Raw genomic sequence first — 18491 nt, 5'->3', positions numbered from 1 at the left:
GAAGCTATGGCCGTAATAGGAAGATAGTCAGAAGGGAGTGGGGGAGAAGGAATGAGACAGCCGCCAAAAAATACTATTGCTAAAGATGCGATCAAAGCATGGAAAATCACAGCAGCTATTTATGCAATTGTTTTATGGGTGCTGACTGTTGCGGGAGTGGTCTTGGCTTATATGTTCGACTTTCCGTGGGGCATAGTGATTGCCGCCGCTTCCATCAGTGTTATTTGTACCTATCTATTTGTGTTTTTATTGCCGAAAATAAGGTGGCGCCGATGGAGATATGAAGTGTTCGAACAGGAAATTTACATACAACATGGTATCTTTATCGTTACCAGAACGTTGGTGCCGATGATACGGGTGCAGCATGTGGATACGAAGCAGGGGCCAATCTTGAAAAAGTTCCGCCTTGCTTCCGTAACCATATCTTCAGCTGCTACAACCCACGAAATACCAGCCCTATTGGAGGAAGACGCTTCTGAGCTGAGGGACCGGCTTTCTGCATTGGCAAGGGTGGATGAAGATGATGTCTGAGCCGAAACGGATGCACCCTGCTGGTATACTTTTTAACTTCTTTAAGGTATTAAGAGAGACAATATTTCCCATTGTTTTCGGATTTGTCACCTTCAGAAACGAGTCGATGATTTATTTCCTGTTGGCGGGTGCAGCGGTTCTGGTCATCATGATTGTCTCCAGCATCCTGTCCTGGTACAGGTTTACCTACCGAGTGGAGGATGGGGAGCTTCGTATTGAATATGGTGTTTTTATCCGAAAGAAAAGGTTCATTTCTGTTAATCGGATCCAATCCATCGATCTGACATCGGGGGTTATCCACCGGGTGTTCGGCCTGACAAAGGTTCAGATTGAGACGGCGGGAAGCGGAATGCAGGCAGAAGCCTCACTAAAAGCAGTGAAACTCCCTGAAGCAGAGCAGTTACGGGATGAGTTGAAGAGCAAACTGGAGGGAGATTTGGAGGAGAGCTTGGACAGGGCGGAGGAAGAATCAGAGGATTCATCCCATCGAATTACGTTCCAGCGCCTCTTCCTGGCAGGAACGACTTCCGGGAGTGCTGGGGTAGTCCTGGCTGTCTTTGCTTTTTTCTTCTCGCAAATTCAGCAGTTCATCCCGGAAAGGTTCTATGATTCGACAGTCGATTGGGTAGTGGGATTGAGCATTGTTCTGCTTGTCGGCTTTGGCATCCTGGTGCTTCTTTTACTATGGGTCCTAGGAATTGCTGGCACCATGTTAAAATACGGCAACTTTACGATAACCAAAAAGGGTGACGAGTTGTTCATCACCCGAGGACTGTTGGAGAAAAAGCAAATAACGATTCCGCTGAAACGCATCCAAGCTGTCGGGTTTGCTGAAAGTCCAATCCGTCAGCCGTTCGGTTATGCTTCTGTCTTTGCGGAGGTAGCTGGAGGGTCCTTGGATAAAGGGGAAGAATTTTCCACGGTTTTATTCCCGATCATGAAACGAGAGGAAGTGGAACCTTTCCTGCAGGACATCCTGCCTGACTATGCAGGTATTCAAGAAGGCTTTGAGCCGTTGCCGAGACGGGCTGGGAAGTTTTACATGCTCCGTGCTGTCCTGCCTTTTCTTCTGGTAGGGGCAGTCATTTGGTTCGTGTTCTCTCCGCTGCTCTGGGCAGTTCTTTTACTGGCGACAGCAGCCCTATGCTATGGTTACTTGCAGTATCGGGATACCGGTTTTCTAGTGAAGGGGAATAGGTTGAGTATGCGATATCGGACTTTTGGTCGAATTACGGTGAGAATGTTCCATAAACGGGTCCAGGCATTTGAAATCAGGCAGCACAAGTTACAGCAGATGCAGAGCCTTGCTACTCAAAAAGTATCGATCATCGGTAAGTTTGGAGCCGGGAAACATTATTATCTTAAACAGCTGGATGAATCAGACGCCATCCGCTTGGCGGAGTGGTATTCCTATCGGGACGGCGAAGGGCAAAAAATGGATCAATAGATGGTGACACAAGAAAAGGCATTGCTGCTCTGGCAATGCCTTTTCTTCCACCCATGAATTTCTGCCTCTGACTTCCCATCATACTTCACATTCTGTTCCACCAGGCGATTAAGAAAAGCAAAATGACGATGCCCCAAATAATTCTCTTTTTTGTCGTTGGGTCCATACGTTTTTTCTTCCAGCGGTTTGGGTCGAATCCTATATCGTTTTCTTCTGCGTGACGGAAATGGGGCCTGTTTCTCCAAGGGGAATAAGGGCTTGCGTTCGAAAGAAGTATAGTACCCAGCACAAAACCCCCGATTAAACCGAAAATATGGGCATGGACATTGATCCCCGGTCGCAGGAAAGTCATCATTACCCCGATCAGCAGAAAAACCAGGACAATCTGTTTGCTGCCTGGATCAATCAGATGTTTGCGATAGATGATGAGATACAGATACAACCCAAAGAGTCCATAAATGCTTCCGGAGGCGCCTAGGTGCGTGTACATGATGGACGCTGGGCCGAGCAAGTAGGTAGCGATATTGCCTGCTATTCCCGCGCCGAGATAGGCTGCAACGAACTTCCATTTTCCCATCATTTGTTCTAGAGCAGGGCCAAAGAGAACAAGGGCAAATGAATTGAATAGTACGTGCATGAGATTACCATGAAGGAAAATAGGCGTTACAAGTCGCCAGTACTGGCCATGCTCAATAAAGAAGTTGCTCCCCACACCCCATTGATAGATAGACTGCCCGATAGGGAGCTGCAGAAAGTTGATCAGAAGCCAAAGGGAAAGATTGATGATCACTAGAATTCCTGTGACAGGATATAATTGGATGAATTCTTTGATGCTCTTTTCGTTACGGATGAACATGCAGATCCTCCTGCAAATGAATTTTTATTTTTTTATTTACCTGTTTCTATTATTATAATAATAAAAGATGGATCTTATAACCAACTGAAAGTACTCGAGAATCCTCGGCTTGAGATATTACTCAGGAAGGAATGGAGCAGGATGATAAAAGGGATCGGTTTGGATATTGTGGAAATCAGACGGATTGACAGAAGTTTGAACAGGGGGACACGCCTGGCCGACAGGATCCTCACTGCAAAAGAAAGAAAGAAGTTCGATGAATTGGCAAGCCCACGCAGGCAGGCAGAGTACCTTGCTGGGAGGTTTGCAGCAAAAGAAGCTATGGCTAAGGCCGCAGGAAAAGGCATCGGGCGACTGAGTTTCCAGCATATAGAAACCTCCTCTACGGAAGATGGTGCGCCTGTTCTCCATGTGCGGGGGTATGAACAAAATCAGCTGTTCGTATCCATTACGCACAGTATGGATTATGCTGCGGCTCAAGTGATCATCGAGGAATGACAGTTGCATATTTGCTTAGGTTGTCTCATATAGTTTAGTGCGGGTAGGAGGGAACAAGTTGTTTATTGTCACCGCAAAAGAAATGTACGATATTGACCATTACACGATGCATGAAGCAGGGTTGGACGGGAAGATTCTCATGGAAAACGCGGGAAGGGCCATCAGCGGAAGAATGGAAAAGTTCATGGACAAATCAAACAAAATTACTGTGTTTGCAGGGGCTGGCAATAATGGAGGAGACGGCTTTGTCATCGCCCGGACGTTATACAACAGGTCGTATGATGTCCAGGTATTCCAGGTAGTTCCGGATCAAAAAATCACCGGGGATGCCCATTATCACAAACTTCTTTATTTGAATTACGGCGGGCGAGTGTTTTCGTCAGATGACCATGGCCATTTGGTGAGTCGCTTGGATGAAACCGATGTGATCGTGGATGCAATGGTAGGAATAGGAATTTCGGGCAAATTACGGGCACCGATATCCGATATTGCTGAGCGAATCAATCAATCCGATGCCACCGTAATTGCAGTGGACGTGCCCTCTGGTCTGCCGGCAGACGAAGGCATCTCCAACTTCCAATCAGTGCAGGCAGACTATACCTATATGGTAGGAGCAGCCAAAATGACGGCTTTCCTGGAGAGCACGAGTCCTTATTATGGGGGTTGGGAAAAGGTGGATATTGGATTCCCCGCCAGTTCATTCCCTATGTGCTCTAGCAGAGAGTTGTGGGGTGAAGAGCAGTACCGAGAGACGATGCCGGAGCGGGAGAAGTATGCTCATAAGGGGAAGCATGGAAAAGGGCTGATCATTGGAGGCAGCTCCAAAATGCCGGGTTCGATAGCCATGGCAGCAAAAGCATCGCTGAAGGCAGGGACTGGCTTATTGACGGTTGCGAGCTCTGAAACAGTCATACGGATGATCGCTTCTCATTGCGTGGAGGCTATGTATCAGCCTGTTCCGGAATCGGACGGCTACTTGACGGATGATCCAGATCTTTCCGTTAGTGATTATGACGCGGTGGCGATTGGTGTCGGAATGGGACGCAGCAACCGGAGTGCTGCAGCTTTCCGTCATGCCGTTCAGGATACCAATGGTCCACTGATCGTGGATGCCGATGGGTTTTATCATGTGAAGCCGCTGCTCGATCAACTGGCCCAAAGAGAGCACCCAACTGTACTGACGCCCCATCCGGGCGAAATGGCTGAATTGATGGATGTATCCATTCCGGAAGTGCTGAAAAACCCTTTCCGACTATCGGCGGAATTTGCAGAGAAGTACAATGTGTATGTGATATTAAAAGGAAGACATACCCTCATTACAGCCCCTGATGGACGACAGGCAGTGAACGACACTGGCAACCCGGGGCTTGCCAAGGGTGGAAGTGGTGATGTATTGACGGGAATCGTCCATGCCATGGTCATGCAGGAACAAGGAATATTCCAGGCACTGTGCAATGCATGTTTTGTCCACGGTGCGGCAGCTGACTGGATGGTGGAAAACAGTCGTGCCTGCCATGATTTGATGGCGACGGACGTTATTGAGGGCATATCGATGGTCTATCGTGCGATTTCTTGATGTATGCGTGGCAATGTTCCCTAATGTTTGACTGAGACAACAAGGGAGATATGTCAATGAAGAGTATACGCAATATGATGATAATGATGTTGGGACTGGTGTTTGTACTGGCAGCCTGTGGAGAAAAATCGCAGGAGGATGTCGTTTCGAAACTGCAGGATAACCTGGAGGATATGTCGGGATATAAGGCGAAAGCAGAGATGGTAATGAGTACAGGGCAGGAAGACCAGGTGTTCCAGATTGATATATGGCACAAGAAAGAGGATATGTACCGTGTCTCGTTAACAAGTGACCAAGAGGAAAAAGGGAACCAAATCATTCTGAAAAATGAAGACGGTGTGTTCGTATTGACTCCGGCACTGAACAAAAGCTTCAAGTTTCAATCAGAATGGCCGGAGAATTCAAGTCAGCCTTATTTATACCAATCGCTTGTGAATGATGTCTCTACAGATGAGGAAGCTTCCTTCGAGGCAACGGATACCCATTATATCTTCACGACCAAAACGAACTATCAGAGCAACAACAATTTGCCATACCAGGAGATCCATATCGATAAGGACAACTATACACCAACACTTGTAAAAGTGATGGATAAAGACAGGAATGCTCTCGTTCAAGTCAGTTTTTCAGAGTTTGAAATGGATCCGGAATTCGGAGAAGATGACTTCTCTATGGATAAAAACATGACTACATCGGCAAGTGACACGCCTGTATCGGGTCAAGGGGATCAGGATACAATGGAAGTCGTTTATCCGACATTCGCCGCAGGAGCTGAGTTGGAGGAAGAAAAAGAAGTAGATTTGGATAACGGCAAAAGGGTGATCATGACGTATACTGGGGAGAAAAATTTCACCTTGATAGAAGAGACGGCAGAGACCCTACCGACTCTTTCCTCTCCTGAGCCGGTTAACGGAGACATTGTAAATCTGGGAGCGGCAGTTGCCGCAATAACAGATAATAGGATCGAGTGGCACCACAATGGAGTGGATTATACCGTAGCCAGTGAAGACTTGACACGGGAGGAGTTCATTGAAGTAGCCAGGTCGGTGCAAGGCAGAGAAGTGAAATAAAGTGGAAAATTGGACAACTAGCAGACACTCCTGCTGTGGAGAGGAGGTCTGCTCTTATTTTTGCTCTGAAACCTATAGCATTTATCAGACACCATGCATGTTTGGCAAGTAAGAGCATATATTTAATTGGAGTGTTATGAAATAAAGAAGGGATGACAATAATGGTGGGAGGAGGAATTCTGCCGCGGATCTTCTGCATTCATTTCATCTATATATTGATTGCCCGGCGGAAGTCTTTCAAACAATTTGTATATACCACCTCAAAAAAGAAGCTAAACGACAAAAACAAAGATTTTTTCAAAAATCTCGCGATACCCCTTTGCAATAGTCCATCTTCAATGATATGATTAAAAATGAATTTCAGAGAGATCGTTCATCAGTTGGCGGAGGTGTATGGTTTTGTCAGAGAGTCTACAGGAGATATTAGTTAAATTACCAACAAACCTATTGGATGAGGTGGATGGAGTTATGAAATACGAGAACAGCGACTTAAGTGATTTCATATGCCAGGCGACAAAGAGCTATTTGCAGCACAAGAAAGAAGAACATGTGCAGCATTTCCGCGAAGCAATGCAAAAGGGTTACGAAGAAATGGGACGGATCAACCTTACAATTGCTTCAGAAGCTTTTCAAGCTGAAGAGGAGGCTGTCCACACCTCAGAGCGCACTGTGATCGGGGTGTAACAACTTGATCGTGCAAAGAGGCGAAGTATATTTCGCCGATCTTTCCCCTGTGGTCGGATCAGAACAGGGAGGCGTACGCCCGGTATTGATCCTGCAAAATGATATAGGCAATCGCTTTAGTCCCACCGTCATCGTGGCGGCAATTACAGCGCAGATACAGAAAGCAAAGCTACCAACACATGTAGAAATAGATGCAAAGCGCTATGGATTTGACCGCAATTCCGTTATATTGCTGGAACAGATACGGACTCTGGATAAGCAGCGTCTAACGGATAAGATAACGAAGTTGGATAAAGAAATGATGAAAAAGATAGATCAGGCATTAGAAATAAGTCTAGGACTTAAAGATTTGTATGATCAATAGGCAGACCCCTTGTAAATAATTGCAAGGGGTCTTTTAATGTGTTGATGCAGGACAGACACGGTGCCGCATTGTGGACGGAATGTCATGATTGCTTTCGTTAAGTGTATACTTGAATTTATGATACAATAAACATTAACATTAAAATGATGGTTTTGCGGGAGAAAAAAGTATTATTTGCACGAAATGTGCGGGCATGTGACAATTGCCATAATCAATCAGGAAGTGGAAGGGGAATATCATGAACGAGAAATTTAAGCGTATCGCGTTAGATAATAGCGACACCATAGTTCAAATGTGGCTGGAAGAGATTGATTCTTTGAAGGATGGAAATTATACGGCGACAATTTCCGATGAACTTTTTGAAAGCACCAACCGTGAATTTGTCAATGTCATATTTACCAGTATTAAAAGTCAGGGCGCCACCTCTACTGTGGAGAACTTCTCTGAGAAAATAATAAACCTTGGCTGGCCACTAAGTTATATTACCGACGGTCTTCAAGTCTTCAGGAGAGTGACGATTGATTATATACTGAGTCAGTCTGAAAAGGTGGACTCCAATTTCATCTCCGAAGTGCTGATGAGCGTTGATAAATGGGTGGAACCTATTATACGCGAGCTGGTCAATGAGTATTCCGGCAGTTGGGAGCATATTGTTTCCTTGCAGCGAGTAGCCTTGCAAGAGCTGTCTGCACCACTTATTCCTGTTACAGAAGGCATTACGGTCATGCCTTTGATCGGTACGGTGGATACGGAGAGAGCCAAGCTCATCATGGAAAATCTGCTGGAAGGCGTAATCAAGCACGGCTCAGAAGTAGTGCTCATCGATATTACTGGTGTCCCTGTGGTTGACACCATGGTTGCCCATCACATCATCCAGGCCGCCGAGGCAGTCCGCCTGATAGGAGCAACGTGCATCCTTGTAGGTATCCGTCCGGAGATAGCGCAGACCATTGTGAATCTTGGTATCGATTTAAGTAAATTCCCGACAAAAAGCTCACTGAAAAAAGGATTCACACGTGCTTTGGAACTTACTGACAGGAAGATCGTTGAAATCGAGAACAAAGATAACAATATCGATGAAATTCTTAATTCTATACAGAAAGTACAGGGAGAGTGATCTTCATTGCGTATACCTATTCTTAAACTGAACAATTATTTGCTGATATCGATACAGACAGAAATAGATGATAAGACAGCCATCCAGTTTCAGGAGGATCTTTTAAATAAAATACATCAAAGCGGTGCTTCAGGGGTTGTCATTGACTTAACCTCTGTAGAAATCATCGATTCATTTATTGCTAAAGTATTAGGCGATGTAGTGACAATGTCAGACCTCATGGGGGCCAAAGTGGTTTTAACCGGTATCCAGCCTGCAGTTGCAATGACCCTGATTGATTTGGGTATACATTTAAAAAACGTCCCAACTGCGTTGGACCTGGAACAGGGTCTTATTAAACTTTATCAGGAACTGGGGGAATAGGTATGAAACCCCAATCATGTGTAAATATACAAAAAGAATGGGATATCGTCGGAGCGAGACAACTGGGCCGTGATATAGCAAAAGAAATTGGTTTCGGTACAGTTGACCAGGCCCGTATTGCTACAGCGATATCCGAATTGGCCCGTAATATATATCTATATGCGGAAGATGGGCAGGTTTGCTTCGAAGTAATCGATAATATGGAGCATAAAGGTCTGTCGATGCTTGCTGTAGACTCCGGTCCTGGAATCGGGGATATCAGCCAAGTCATGCAGGATGGCTATTCCACATCCGGAGGGCTGGGAGCGGGATTGCCGGGTGTGAAACGCCTGATGGATGAATTCGATATACAGTCGGAAGCAGAAAAAGGTACCAGAATAAAAGCAATTAAATGGGTTCGATAGTTGTTGTGTAGTTGGACAGACTATGAATTGATTGCTGTAATGGGAATAATGTAACCATAATTGCAGGGAACATGCCGTTCAGCGTAGAACGGGGGGAGGAACGAACCATGGATGAGGTTGTTAAACTAGATGCAGCCACATATAAGGATTTATTGAAACATTATATCCAGACACAAGATGAACAGTCGTTATACGGAGTGGAGCAAGTCAGTAAATCATTTATCAAAAACCATATCCTTCCCGAAGAAATAGTGAATTTGCATATCCAAGCACTGTCCGAATTATATCCGGGACTTTCCGAGGAATTTCAACATTCGATGAACTTCCTCTTGGAAGCTATGATATCTTATGGACTGGCTCATCAGGAGATTCAGATGCTGAGAGAACAGCAGCTTGCTTTGAAATCGGAAATTTCGGTAGCTGCTAGTATGCAGGACACACTTCTGGGTACATCCAAACCGGAAGTAGAAGGATTGGACATTGGTGTGGTGAGCGTTCCTGCCCACCAAATGAATGGGGACTATCATCACTTTGTCAAAGGAAAGGACGGTTCCATCGGCATAGCCATTGCTGATGTGATCGGCAAGGGGATACCAGCAGCTTTATGCATGTCCATGATCAAATACGCCATGGACAGTTACCCAGAGGAATCCATGTCCCCTGAAGCCATATTGAAGAATTTGAACCGAGTAGTTGAGAGGAATGTGGATCCGAGCATGTTCATCACCATGTTCTATGCCCAGTATCTGCCGGAGTTGAGTAAACTGCGGTATGCCTCGGCAGGACATGAGCCAGGGTTCTACTATAATGCAGAGACGGATTCTTTCCGTGAGATTGAAGCAAGAGGGTTGGTCCTCGGGGTCTCAACGGATGCGGCATATCGACAGTATGAACAGGAAATAAATAAAGGAGATATGATCATACTGTTGACTGACGGAGTGACAGAATGCCGCGACGGAGAACGGTTCATCGAGATGGATGAGGTACTGGATGTGATACGGGAATTCGCTCATCTGCCGGCACAGGAAATGGTCAACCAGGTGTTTAAACATTTTGAACGGTTGCAGGATTTTCAGCTGAGAGATGATTTCACCCTTTTGATTTTACGGAAGGAAGTTTAAAACCTCGGTATGTTGGGTATTTAGTAATGAGATGTGGTAAAAAACGAAATGAAGCAAATAATAAGATACAGTTCGCTTATATGTTAGCTTTACTACATATCATCAGCGATCCAGGAGGTTAATAATATGAATTTGGAACTTAATGTTGTGGAAGGCAATGATAAATCAATCGTAAACTTGTCTGGAGAAATAGATGCTTATACAGCGCCGAAACTGAAAGAAACCCTGCTGCCGTTGACCAGAAATGCCGGTCATACGGTGGAGGTAGACCTGGAGAATGTCAACTATATGGATAGTACAGGTTTGGGTATTTTCATCAGTGCCCTCAAGTCGACCAATGAGAATGACAGCAAGATGAAGTTGGTAAATATCCAAGACAGGGTCTACCGCCTTTTCAAAATTACAGCGTTGGATGAAATAATGGACATTAACGCAACGATTCGAGGTGGAAGTGAATAATGGAACAATTTGATTTTGTGGAGATGAAAGTTCCGGCCAAGGCTGAATATGTCGGGGTCATCCGTCTAAGTGTCTCCGGCATTGCAAACAGGATGGGTTTTTCCTATGAGGATATCGAGGATCTCAAAGTGGCAATCTCCGAAGCCATCACCAATGCAGTGGATCATGCCTATCAGGAACAGGAAGACGGAGAAGTGACCGTCGGCTTTGGAGTGTACGATGATCGTCTGGAAGTGATGGTTGCAGACCATGGTGGCAGTTTTGACCTTAATGAAATAAAAGAGGGAATTGGCCCGTATAAAAACACGGAATCTGTCGAAAGTCTGAGAGAAGGGGGTTTTGGTCTGTTCCTGATCGACGCACTCATGGATAAAGTACAGATTAAGAGCAATTACGGGGTCATAGTGCTGATGACCAAGTATCTGAATGAAACAGAGGTGGGTTTAGATGACGACCAAATCTCAACCACACAATAGAGGTAGAGATGAGGTTTACCAATGGATTGAATATCTGCAAGAAGATCCCACCGATGAAGTAGTTCAGGAGAGGCTTGTACTCACGTATAAGGATCTTGTCGAATCCATCGCCAGAAAATACTCCAAAAACAGTACCATCCATGAAGACTTGGTACAAGTCGGGATGATTGGATTGCTGGCAGCAGTCAGAAGGTACGATGCATCTTTTGGTAAATCCTTTGAATCATTCGCTATCCCTACCATCATTGGGGAAATCAAGCGTTTCATCCGTGATAAGACATGGAGTGTGCATGTCCCCCGAAGAATCAAGGAACTAGGACCAAAAATCCGAAAAGCGGTGGATGAACTAACCACCGCAAACCAGAAGTCTCCAACTGTGAAAGAGATTGCTGAATATCTGGATGCCTCAGAAGAAGATATATTGGAGACGATGGAAATGGGCAAGAGTTATAAAGCCCTTTCTGTAGATCATAAAATAGAGGCTGATTCAGATGGCAGTACGGTATCCATCCTCGACCTAGTCGGAAACGAGGAAGATGGGTACCAGAATATAGACCAGAGGATGATTCTGGAAAAAGTCCTGCCCATCCTCTCTGAACGAGAGCAGCAAATCCTGCAATGCACTTACTTTGATAATCTAAGCCAGAAAGAAACCGGAGAAATGCTAGGCATTTCCCAAATGCACGTATCCAGACTCCAGCGTCGTGCACTGCGCAAACTCCGTGAGGCCATTCAATCGGAAAGCTCGGAGGTATTTGATTGACAATATCGAGTAGAGTAGAAGTGTCTGTATTCCAGCGACCTAAGAAAAGCAATTATTATTGCGGTGACAGTTATTTCTACACAGAATCCGATGAAGAGTTTGTCTGTGCTCTGGCAGATGGTCTGGGAAGTGGAGAATATGCCAAGGAGTCTTCACAGATTGTAATCGATATTATCAAAGATAATATTCATGCAACGGTGGAACAGCTCGTAAAAATCTGCAACAAGGAATTATCTGGAAAAAGAGGCGTGGTAATCGGAATACTAAAGTTGGATTATCGAGCAGAAAGGGTTTCTTTTTCTTCCATTGGCAATATTGGCGTAATGACGATAACCAATGATCAGAAAAAGAAACGTAATATTCCCAATGGTGGTTACCTTGCCGGATATCAAAGGCCTTTCAAAGTAGTGCAGCAGAAATTGGAGCCGCAAACGAATTTCATTATGTTCTCAGACGGAGTAACAGATAAGGATCTGTCCCAACGGTATCTATTGAATAAGAACGTCAAAGACATTACACGAACCTTCGAATTGGTTAGCGATAAAGTCAGAGAAGACGACACAACATTGATTGCAATCCGCTATAACAGCTGATACCCGAGCAAAGGTCGGCATCCTATTTGCGAAGAGGGAGAAAACTGAATGGACAAGTGGAATAGCATACCAAATCGATCGTGATTGGTATGCTATTTTTTATTGGTAAGAGGATATATAATTTCATTTAGATATTCGTGGAAGTCCTATTTTATAACGGAAATTAGTCAGTCAAAGCACTTAAGACAATAGCGAATGGAAATTGTAGGAGGTAATATAGTGGATTTGACCAAATGGGTCGCTGAAGAGACCAACATACATACGAAAACAGTAGAGAAAGTAATAGCTCTATTAGATGAGGGAAACACCGTTCCCTTCATTGCCCGTTACCGCAAAGAGGCAACTGGCGGTCTGGATGAGGTGCAAATTAAAGAGGTGCAGGACAAGTGGTCATATGCCCAGAATCTAGCAAATAGAAAGCAAGAAGTTCTTCGGATTATTGAAGAACAGGGGAAATTGACAAAAGGGCTGGAAAGCGAGATCAATGAAGCCGTCCAACTGCAGCGGGTGGAAGACCTTTACCGTCCATATAAACAGAAGAGGCGGACTAAAGCGGCGATTGCTAAAGAGAAAGGTCTGGAGCCTTTGGCAAAGCAGGTATGGGATCAAACATCCGTCGATATCTCACAGGAAGCGGAAGAGTATTTATCCGATGATCATCAACTCCTTTCAGTGGAGGATGTCATTCAAGGAGTTAATGATATAATCGCCGAATGGATATCTGATGACCCCATCTTCCGAAATTGTATCCGGGAGGAGACCTTTAAACGAGGGATCGTCCATTCCGAAGCGAAAGATAAAAGTAAAGATGAAAAAGGCATATATGAGATGTATTATGAGTTTGATGAACCGGTGAAATCCATGGTCTCCCACCGAACCTTAGCCGTCAATCGCGGGGAGAAGGAGGGGGTATTGAAGGTATCCATCCAGACTCCGGTCGAGCAAATCCATGGCTTCTTGCTAAAGAAGCTGATCAAAAGAAATGCCAATCAAGAAGCAAAAGACATTTTAGAGGCCTCTATTGAAGACAGCTATAAACGATTGATCCAACCTTCCATTGAAAGAGAAGTAAGAAATAGTCTATCTGAAAAGGCGGAAGCACAGGCAATTGAGGTATTCTCCATGAATTTGAAGAATCTTCTTCTGCAACCGCCATTGAAGGATAAAAAAATACTAGGAGTGGATCCAGCTTTTCGTACGGGCTGTAAAATAGCAGTAGTTGATGAGACGGGGAAAGTACTGGATGTAACGGTGATGTATCCTACAGCCCCACGAAAGGATACTGCTGGCGCTGAAAAAATCGTGAGGGAACTTGTAAAAAAGCATGAAATCGAATTAATTGCCATAGGGAATGGTACTGCCTCTAGGGAAACAGAGCAATTCATAGCAGATGTCATTCAGGGAAATGGACTTGATATCCCATATATCATCGTCAATGAGGCGGGAGCCAGCGTCTATTCTGCTTCCAAATTGGCCAGGGAGGAATTCCCGGACCTCCAGGTAGAAGAAAGAAGTGCTGCTTCGATCGCCAGGCGAGTACAGGATCCACTTGCCGAGTTGGTAAAAATAGATCCTAAATCCATAGGGGTCGGGCAGTATCAGCATGACGTCAGCCAAAAGGCGTTGAATGATTCTCTGTCCTTTGTCGTAGAAACAGCTGTCAACCAAGTAGGAGTCAATGTAAATACTGCTTCTTCATCGCTCCTGCAGTATGTAGCCGGTCTTAGTAAGACAGTTGCAAATAATATCGTAAACCAGCGAAATGAAGTAGGTAAGTTTACGAATCGCAAACAATTGAAGAAAATACCGCGTCTAGGGGCGAAAACATATGAGCAGGGAATCGGATTCCTTCGTATTCCAGAGGGGGAACATCCGCTCGACCGTACTCCAATCCACCCGGAGAGCTATCCTCAAACCGAGAAGCTGCTTGATCTTGTTGGTTGTAAAAGAGAGGATATAGGTACGGAGAAGTTGCAGGAGCAGCTTCATTCACTCGATACAAAGGAGACGGCTGAGACACTGGATATAGGAGAACCTACTTTAATCGATATCATTCAAGCCCTGAGCCGCCCGGAAAGGGACCCGCGTGATGACTTTCCTCAACCACTCTTGAAGCGCAATGTCTTGAGTCTGGAAGACCTCAAGCCCGGGATGGAAATGCAGGGAACAGTAAGAAATGTGGTGGATTTCGGTGTTTTTGTGGATATCGGAGTCAAACAGGATGGCTTGGTGCATATCTCGAAAATGGCTGATCGTTTTGTCAAACATCCAATGGACATCGCATCGGTTGGAGATGTCATTACCGTATGGGTCGAGCAAGTAGATGTCGACAAGGGAAGGATTGCTTTAACCATGGTGAATAGTGAGAAGTAAGGGAAAACCCGATGGTACAGGCGGGTTTCTCATAAAAAGGGATAATGCCTATCAGGCATTATCCCTTTTTGGGTAGTTGATATTTATTTTACACTTTCTGGAACGGATAGTCCCAAATCTGCGGCAACTGCTTTTCCCCATTCAGGGTCAGCTTTATAGAAATGCTCAATCTGCCGCAGCTTGATTTCTTCGCTCTCAACAGGTCTCATATGGTCTGCAAAGTTTTTAATAAGACGTGCTTTCTCATCCTCACTCATCAGACGGTAAAGGTCACCGGCTTGCGTATAATGGTCCTCACTATTATAAGCTACACTGTCGGCTTGACCTTCTACTTCAAACGGGGCGGATTTCTTGGTTAGATCTTCTGCCGGACCGCTCAGGCTATTTGGCTCATAATTTGGTTTGCCTCCGCCATTTCCGTCTACGGACATATAACCATCACGCTGGTTGTTGTTCACTTCATTTTTCGGGCGGTTTACCGGAATCTGGTGGTTATTCACACCAAGACGGTAACGGTGGGCATCCGCATAACTGAACAGGCGACCTTGAAGCATTTTGTCCGGAGAAGCCTCAATACCAGGTACAAACTGTCCTGGTGCAAATGCAGCCTGCTCCACATCAGCAAAGTGATTCTCGGGGTTTCGGTTCAATACCATTTTCCCAACTTCAATACGCGGATAATCTTGCTTGGAAACAGTTTTTGTTACATCGAACAAGTCCCATTTATAGTTCTTGTAGTCCTCGAAAGGTATGATCTGAACATATAGGGTCCAAGATGGATGATTACCTTCTTCAATTGCATTGTACAAGTCTTCGCGATGATAGTCAGGGTTTTCGCCGGCGATTTTATCAGCCAGTTCAGGATCCAGCCCTTTCACTCCCTGATCACTGACGAAGTGGTACTTCACCCAGAACTGTTCTCCTTGTTCATTCACCCATTTGAATGTATGGCTTCCATATCCATTCATGTGGCGGTAAGTCGCAGGAATTCCGCGGTCACCATGAAGGTATGTAATCTGATGAAGTGATTCTGGTGATAGTGACCAAAAGTCCCAAACCATATTAGGGTCTTTTAATCCTGTTTTTGGATGGCGCTTCTGTGTATGGATGAAGTCCGGAAATTTAATAGCATCACGGATGAAGAAGATAGGGGTATTATTTCCTACTAAATCATAGTTACCTTCTTCCGTGTAGAACTTGACCGAAAAACCGCGGGGGTCACGTACTGTATCAGCGGAACCGAGTTCTCCTGCTACAGTGGAGAAACGGATGAACATGTCCGTACGTTTTCCCTTTTCACTAAGAAAGTCTGCTTTGGTATATTTTGAGATTTCGTCGTTTGTGACCTCAAAGTAGCCAAAAGCCCCTGCACCTTTAGCATGGACGACCCGTTCTGGGATGCGTTCCCTGTTGAAGTGCGCAAGTTTTTCAAGTAGGTGGAAGTCTTGTATTAATACAGGGCCTCGCTGGCCTGCGGTGATGGAATTCTGGTTGTCCCCTACCGGAGCACCGGCAGCGGTTGTGAGTGTTTTTCTATCATTACTCATCGATGGATCCCCTCTCCTTTATCTATATAATAAATAATTTCTTGCCTATATCTAATTATAATACATCCCAAATAAAAATCAATATTTATTTATATCTATTATAAATAACGGTTTTTTGTTTTGTGTCACTCATGGTGTCATCATATACTTATTGATAAGTAAAGAATCAAGTTTTATGATAAGAGGAGCATTACCTAGAAAGAGGGTAGTACGAATATGAACTTGTTAACTCAGAAAGGACTGCATCAATTAGTTGACCATCTATCCAGGGAATATTTCTCTAAGCCCTTCCTTCATGAAGTAAGATTCAACTCACGGCTGCGAACCACCGGGGGAAGGTATATTCCTGCCAAAAAACTGATGGAGCTGAACCCAAAATATGCAGAAGAAATGGACCGCTTCGAATTGGAAGGGATCATTAAACATGAGTTATGCCATTACCATCTTCATATAGAAGGAAAAGGCTATAGGCATGGTGACCCTGAATTCAAGCGTTTGCTTCGTCAGACAGGCTCACCAAGACACTGCAACCCGCTGCCATCCCAGGAAAATCGACATAAACATATATATAGATGCACTAAATGCAAGACGGAATATAGAAGAGTCCGTCGTGTAGATGTAAAAAAGTATACCTGTGGGAAATGCAAAGGGAAATTGACGGCAGTTACAGATGGTTCTTGAGTAAAATACATTTTTTAAAACAATCTATTGACGAATCGAATCATCCGTGATAAATTTATTAAGCTGACATTTTGAAGCAAGACATGACAGCAAAACGCGACAGACTTTCAAATAAATTTTTGAAAGAAACTGTTGACAGACGATGAAAAACAATGTATTATAATAAACGTTGCAGAAAACGAATTGCGACAAAGTTCGCAGGAACTTCACAGATTCAAAACCTCATGAGCGAAGCATGTTTTATACGAAGAGTATAACATTCCACAGTAGCTCAGTGGTAGAGCTATCGGCTGTTAACCGATCGGTCGCAGGTTCGAATCCTGCCTGTGGAGCCATTCGGAGAAGTACTCAAGTGGCTGAAGAGGCGCCCCTGCTAAGGGTGTAGGTCGCGTAAGCGGCGCGAGGGTTCAAATCCCTCCTTCTCCGCCATCTAACATGGCCCGTTGGTCAAGTGGTTAAGACACCGCCCTTTCACGGCGGTAACACGGGTTCGAATCCCGTACGGGTCATCTTTTTTACAAAAATATAGGTTGGGTCCGGTAGTTCAGTTGGTTAGAATGCCTGCCTGTCACGCAGGAGGTCGCGGGTTCGAGTCCCGTCCGGACCGCCACTGTTGGGCTATAGCCAAGCGGTAAGGCATCGGGTTTTGATCCCGTGTACCCCAGGTTCGAATCCTGGTAGCCCAGCCACTTTGAATTTATTGAGCCATTAGCTCAGCTGGCAGAGCATCTGACTTTTAATCAGAGGGTCGGAGGTTCGAATCCTCCATGGCTCACCATATTATTTTCTATTTTATGCGGATGTGGCGGAATTGGCAGACGCGCTAGAATCAGGCTCTAGTGTCCGTTTAGGACGTGGGGGTTCGACTCCCTTCATCCGCATCACTGTTGCTGTGATATTCACGGCAATTATTTTTTCTTACTACTATTATACGCGGTCGTGGCGGAATGGCAGACGCGCTAGGTTGAGGGCCTAGTGGGAATTTTTCCCGTGGAGGTTCAAGTCCTCTCGACCGCACTCAATTTTCTATTGACACTTCATAGACGATATGTTACATTGGATAACGTTGCTTTAAGCGCCCGTAGCTCAATTGGATAGAGCGTTTGACTACGGATCAAGAGGTTAGGGGTTCGACTCCTCTCGGGCGCGCCATTACGGGAAGTAGCTCAGCTTGGTAGAGCACATGGTTTGGGACCATGGGGTCGCAGGTTCGAATCCTGTCTTCCCGACCATCGATTTTCATTTATATTCATTATATACCTTAGTGCCTGCGGGTGTAGTTTAATGGTAAAACCTCAGCCTTCCAAGCTGATGACGAGGGTTCGATTCCCTTCACCCGCTCCATTTTTCATTCGGGCCTGTAGCTCAGTTGGTTAGAGCGCACGCCTGATAAGCGTGAGGTCGGTGGTTCGAGTCCACTCAGGCCCATTTCGCCCTGAGCGAAAAAGGATATTGACTCAACTTTGAGCTTGTGTTAAACTTAAGAAGTTGATGTTAAAATTTGCTCTTTGAAAACTGAACAAAACAACCAGTATGTCAAGAAGAAACAACTCGTTTTTTCTATTAAA

Annotated in this window: 19 protein-coding genes and 12 tRNA genes; 29 read left to right on the top strand and 2 right to left on the bottom strand. The window is 44.9% G+C overall.

Annotated features, from left to right (window positions below; translation table 11 throughout):
- The first annotated feature begins 51 nt into the window (after window positions 1–51).
- Together ACFOGI_RS03505 and ACFOGI_RS03500 are read left to right on the top strand one after the other, a co-directional pair.
- On the top strand, window positions 52–531 hold the full coding sequence (locus tag ACFOGI_RS03505) for a PH domain-containing protein (protein ID WP_390268471.1): 480 nt from the start codon (window positions 52–54) through the stop codon (window positions 529–531).
- Complete coding sequence (locus ACFOGI_RS03500; protein WP_390268468.1) at window positions 524–1978, top strand: PH domain-containing protein; 1455 nt, start codon at window positions 524–526, stop codon at window positions 1976–1978. Before ACFOGI_RS03505 ends, ACFOGI_RS03500 begins: the two co-directional genes overlap by 8 nt.
- A gap of 85 nt (window positions 1979–2063) precedes the next feature.
- On the opposite strand, the gene ACFOGI_RS03495 is transcribed toward ACFOGI_RS03500, so the two are convergent.
- Entirely contained in the window at window positions 2064–2834 is a 771-nt protein-coding gene (locus ACFOGI_RS03495) for a rhomboid family intramembrane serine protease (protein ID WP_390268465.1), read from the bottom strand.
- Window positions 2835–2975: 141 nt separating this feature from the next.
- Here ACFOGI_RS03495 and acpS point away from each other — a divergent pair, with 141 nt between their 5' ends.
- The 14 genes from acpS (at window position 2976) to ACFOGI_RS03425 (ending at window position 14695) form a co-directional block, all read left to right on the top strand.
- Complete coding sequence (acpS, locus tag ACFOGI_RS03490; RefSeq protein WP_390268462.1) at window positions 2976–3332, top strand: holo-ACP synthase; 357 nt, start codon at window positions 2976–2978, stop codon at window positions 3330–3332.
- Window positions 3333–3390: 58 nt separating this feature from the next.
- On the top strand, window positions 3391–4908 hold the full coding sequence (locus ACFOGI_RS03485) for an NAD(P)H-hydrate dehydratase (protein ID WP_390268459.1): 1518 nt from the start codon (window positions 3391–3393) through the stop codon (window positions 4906–4908).
- A 50-nt stretch (window positions 4909–4958) separates the two neighbouring features.
- The gene (locus tag ACFOGI_RS03480; RefSeq protein ID WP_390268456.1) at window positions 4959–5978 is read left to right on the top strand and encodes an outer membrane lipoprotein carrier protein LolA; all 1020 of its coding nucleotides are present in this window, start codon (window positions 4959–4961) and stop codon (window positions 5976–5978) included.
- 393 nt (window positions 5979–6371) lie between these two features.
- Window positions 6372–6662: a CopG family ribbon-helix-helix protein gene (locus tag ACFOGI_RS03475; protein ID WP_390268453.1), complete on the top strand. Its 291-nt coding sequence runs from the start codon at window positions 6372–6374 to the stop codon at window positions 6660–6662.
- A 4-nt stretch (window positions 6663–6666) separates the two neighbouring features.
- Window positions 6667–7026: a type II toxin-antitoxin system PemK/MazF family toxin gene (locus ACFOGI_RS03470; protein WP_390268450.1), complete on the top strand. Its 360-nt coding sequence runs from the start codon at window positions 6667–6669 to the stop codon at window positions 7024–7026.
- 238 nt (window positions 7027–7264) lie between these two features.
- A complete protein-coding gene (locus ACFOGI_RS03465) occupies window positions 7265–8143 on the top strand; it encodes an RsbT co-antagonist protein RsbRA (RefSeq protein WP_390268447.1) in 879 nt (292 codons plus the stop codon).
- A gap of 6 nt (window positions 8144–8149) precedes the next feature.
- Window positions 8150–8506 carry an STAS domain-containing protein gene (locus tag ACFOGI_RS03460; RefSeq protein ID WP_390268444.1) on the top strand — a complete coding sequence of 119 codons (357 nt, stop codon included), beginning with the start codon at window positions 8150–8152 and terminating at the stop codon, window positions 8504–8506.
- A 2-nt stretch (window positions 8507–8508) separates the two neighbouring features.
- Window positions 8509–8910, top strand: a complete 402-nt coding sequence (locus tag ACFOGI_RS03455) for an anti-sigma regulatory factor (RefSeq protein WP_390268441.1) — start codon at window positions 8509–8511, stop codon at window positions 8908–8910.
- 107 nt (window positions 8911–9017) lie between these two features.
- On the top strand, window positions 9018–10031 hold the full coding sequence (locus ACFOGI_RS03450; RefSeq protein ID WP_390268438.1) for a PP2C family protein-serine/threonine phosphatase: 1014 nt from the start codon (window positions 9018–9020) through the stop codon (window positions 10029–10031).
- Between the two features lie 126 nt (window positions 10032–10157).
- A complete protein-coding gene (locus ACFOGI_RS03445; RefSeq protein WP_390268435.1) occupies window positions 10158–10490 on the top strand; it encodes an STAS domain-containing protein in 333 nt (110 codons plus the stop codon).
- Complete coding sequence (gene rsbW, locus ACFOGI_RS03440) at window positions 10490–10966, top strand: anti-sigma B factor RsbW (protein WP_390268432.1); 477 nt, start codon at window positions 10490–10492, stop codon at window positions 10964–10966. Before ACFOGI_RS03445 ends, rsbW begins: the two co-directional genes overlap by 1 nt.
- Window positions 10938–11729 (top strand): RNA polymerase sigma factor SigB, encoded by a 792-nt coding sequence (gene sigB / locus ACFOGI_RS03435; RefSeq protein ID WP_390268429.1) that lies wholly within the window; start codon window positions 10938–10940, stop codon window positions 11727–11729. The genes rsbW and sigB overlap by 29 nt, the downstream gene beginning before the upstream one ends.
- Complete coding sequence (locus tag ACFOGI_RS03430; protein WP_390268426.1) at window positions 11726–12322, top strand: SpoIIE family protein phosphatase; 597 nt, start codon at window positions 11726–11728, stop codon at window positions 12320–12322. The genes sigB and ACFOGI_RS03430 overlap by 4 nt, the downstream gene beginning before the upstream one ends.
- Before the next feature lie 195 nt (window positions 12323–12517).
- Window positions 12518–14695 carry a Tex family protein gene (locus ACFOGI_RS03425; RefSeq protein ID WP_390268423.1) on the top strand — a complete coding sequence of 726 codons (2178 nt, stop codon included), beginning with the start codon at window positions 12518–12520 and terminating at the stop codon, window positions 14693–14695.
- A gap of 83 nt (window positions 14696–14778) precedes the next feature.
- On the opposite strand, the gene ACFOGI_RS03420 is transcribed toward ACFOGI_RS03425, so the two are convergent.
- On the bottom strand, window positions 14779–16242 hold the full coding sequence (locus ACFOGI_RS03420; protein WP_390268420.1) for a catalase: 1464 nt from the start codon (window positions 16240–16242) through the stop codon (window positions 14779–14781).
- A gap of 216 nt (window positions 16243–16458) precedes the next feature.
- On the opposite strand from ACFOGI_RS03420, the gene ACFOGI_RS03415 reads away from it, so the two are divergent.
- The 13 genes from ACFOGI_RS03415 to ACFOGI_RS03355 all read left to right on the top strand — a co-directional run bounded on the left by ACFOGI_RS03415 (window position 16459) and on the right by ACFOGI_RS03355 (window position 18351).
- Window positions 16459–16923, top strand: a complete 465-nt coding sequence (locus tag ACFOGI_RS03415; protein WP_390268417.1) for a SprT family protein — start codon at window positions 16459–16461, stop codon at window positions 16921–16923.
- Window positions 16924–17183: 260 nt separating this feature from the next.
- Window positions 17184–17258, top strand: a tRNA-Asn gene (locus ACFOGI_RS03410).
- A 3-nt stretch (window positions 17259–17261) separates the two neighbouring features.
- Window positions 17262–17352, top strand: a tRNA-Ser gene (locus ACFOGI_RS03405).
- 8 nt (window positions 17353–17360) lie between these two features.
- Window positions 17361–17432, top strand: a tRNA-Glu gene (locus ACFOGI_RS03400).
- Between the two features lie 24 nt (window positions 17433–17456).
- A tRNA-Asp gene (locus ACFOGI_RS03395) sits at window positions 17457–17533 on the top strand.
- Window positions 17534–17537: 4 nt separating this feature from the next.
- Window positions 17538–17612 (top strand) — tRNA-Gln (locus ACFOGI_RS03390).
- Between the two features lie 13 nt (window positions 17613–17625).
- A tRNA-Lys gene (locus ACFOGI_RS03385) sits at window positions 17626–17701 on the top strand.
- Window positions 17702–17719: 18 nt separating this feature from the next.
- A tRNA-Leu gene (locus ACFOGI_RS03380) sits at window positions 17720–17804 on the top strand.
- Window positions 17805–17856: 52 nt separating this feature from the next.
- Window positions 17857–17940: transfer RNA gene (locus ACFOGI_RS03375), tRNA-Leu, on the top strand.
- Window positions 17941–17998: 58 nt separating this feature from the next.
- Window positions 17999–18075: transfer RNA gene (locus ACFOGI_RS03370), tRNA-Arg, on the top strand.
- A gap of 3 nt (window positions 18076–18078) precedes the next feature.
- Window positions 18079–18155 (top strand) — tRNA-Pro (locus tag ACFOGI_RS03365).
- 38 nt (window positions 18156–18193) lie between these two features.
- Window positions 18194–18267: transfer RNA gene (locus tag ACFOGI_RS03360), tRNA-Gly, on the top strand.
- Between the two features lie 10 nt (window positions 18268–18277).
- A tRNA-Ile gene (locus ACFOGI_RS03355) sits at window positions 18278–18351 on the top strand.
- Window positions 18352–18491 lie beyond the last annotated feature (140 nt).

It is taken from the genome of Virgibacillus xinjiangensis (assembly GCF_042643145.1).
Taxonomy (GTDB): domain Bacteria; phylum Bacillota; class Bacilli; order Bacillales; family Amphibacillaceae; genus Virgibacillus_O; species Virgibacillus_O xinjiangensis.
This window is presented reverse-complemented; position numbering and strand designations above follow the sequence as displayed.

Excerpts from the sequence above, each read along its gene's own strand:
- ACFOGI_RS03425 (WP_390268423.1), top strand. The coding sequence starts at position 12,518 with ATGGAAATTGTAGGAGGTAATATAGTGGATTTGACCAAATGGGTCGCT.
- acpS (WP_390268462.1), top strand. The coding sequence starts at position 2,976 with ATGATAAAAGGGATCGGTTTGGATATTGTGGAAATCAGACGGATTGAC.
- ACFOGI_RS03455 (WP_390268441.1), top strand. The coding sequence starts at position 8,509 with ATGAAACCCCAATCATGTGTAAATATACAAAAAGAATGGGATATCGTC.
- ACFOGI_RS03415 (WP_390268417.1), top strand. The coding sequence starts at position 16,459 with ATGAACTTGTTAACTCAGAAAGGACTGCATCAATTAGTTGACCATCTA.
- ACFOGI_RS03420 (WP_390268420.1), bottom strand. The coding sequence starts at position 16,242 with ATGAGTAATGATAGAAAAACACTCACAACCGCTGCCGGTGCTCCGGTA.
- ACFOGI_RS03450 (WP_390268438.1), top strand. The coding sequence starts at position 9,018 with ATGGATGAGGTTGTTAAACTAGATGCAGCCACATATAAGGATTTATTG.
- ACFOGI_RS03500 (WP_390268468.1), top strand. The coding sequence starts at position 524 with ATGTCTGAGCCGAAACGGATGCACCCTGCTGGTATACTTTTTAACTTC.
- ACFOGI_RS03505 (WP_390268471.1), top strand. The coding sequence starts at position 52 with ATGAGACAGCCGCCAAAAAATACTATTGCTAAAGATGCGATCAAAGCA.
- ACFOGI_RS03475 (WP_390268453.1), top strand. The coding sequence starts at position 6,372 with ATGGTTTTGTCAGAGAGTCTACAGGAGATATTAGTTAAATTACCAACA.
- sigB (WP_390268429.1), top strand. The coding sequence starts at position 10,938 with ATGACGACCAAATCTCAACCACACAATAGAGGTAGAGATGAGGTTTAC.
- ACFOGI_RS03445 (WP_390268435.1), top strand. The coding sequence starts at position 10,158 with ATGAATTTGGAACTTAATGTTGTGGAAGGCAATGATAAATCAATCGTA.
- rsbW (WP_390268432.1), top strand. The coding sequence starts at position 10,490 with ATGGAACAATTTGATTTTGTGGAGATGAAAGTTCCGGCCAAGGCTGAA.
- ACFOGI_RS03480 (WP_390268456.1), top strand. The coding sequence starts at position 4,959 with ATGTCAATGAAGAGTATACGCAATATGATGATAATGATGTTGGGACTG.
- ACFOGI_RS03465 (WP_390268447.1), top strand. The coding sequence starts at position 7,265 with ATGAACGAGAAATTTAAGCGTATCGCGTTAGATAATAGCGACACCATA.
- ACFOGI_RS03495 (WP_390268465.1), bottom strand. The coding sequence starts at position 2,834 with ATGTTCATCCGTAACGAAAAGAGCATCAAAGAATTCATCCAATTATAT.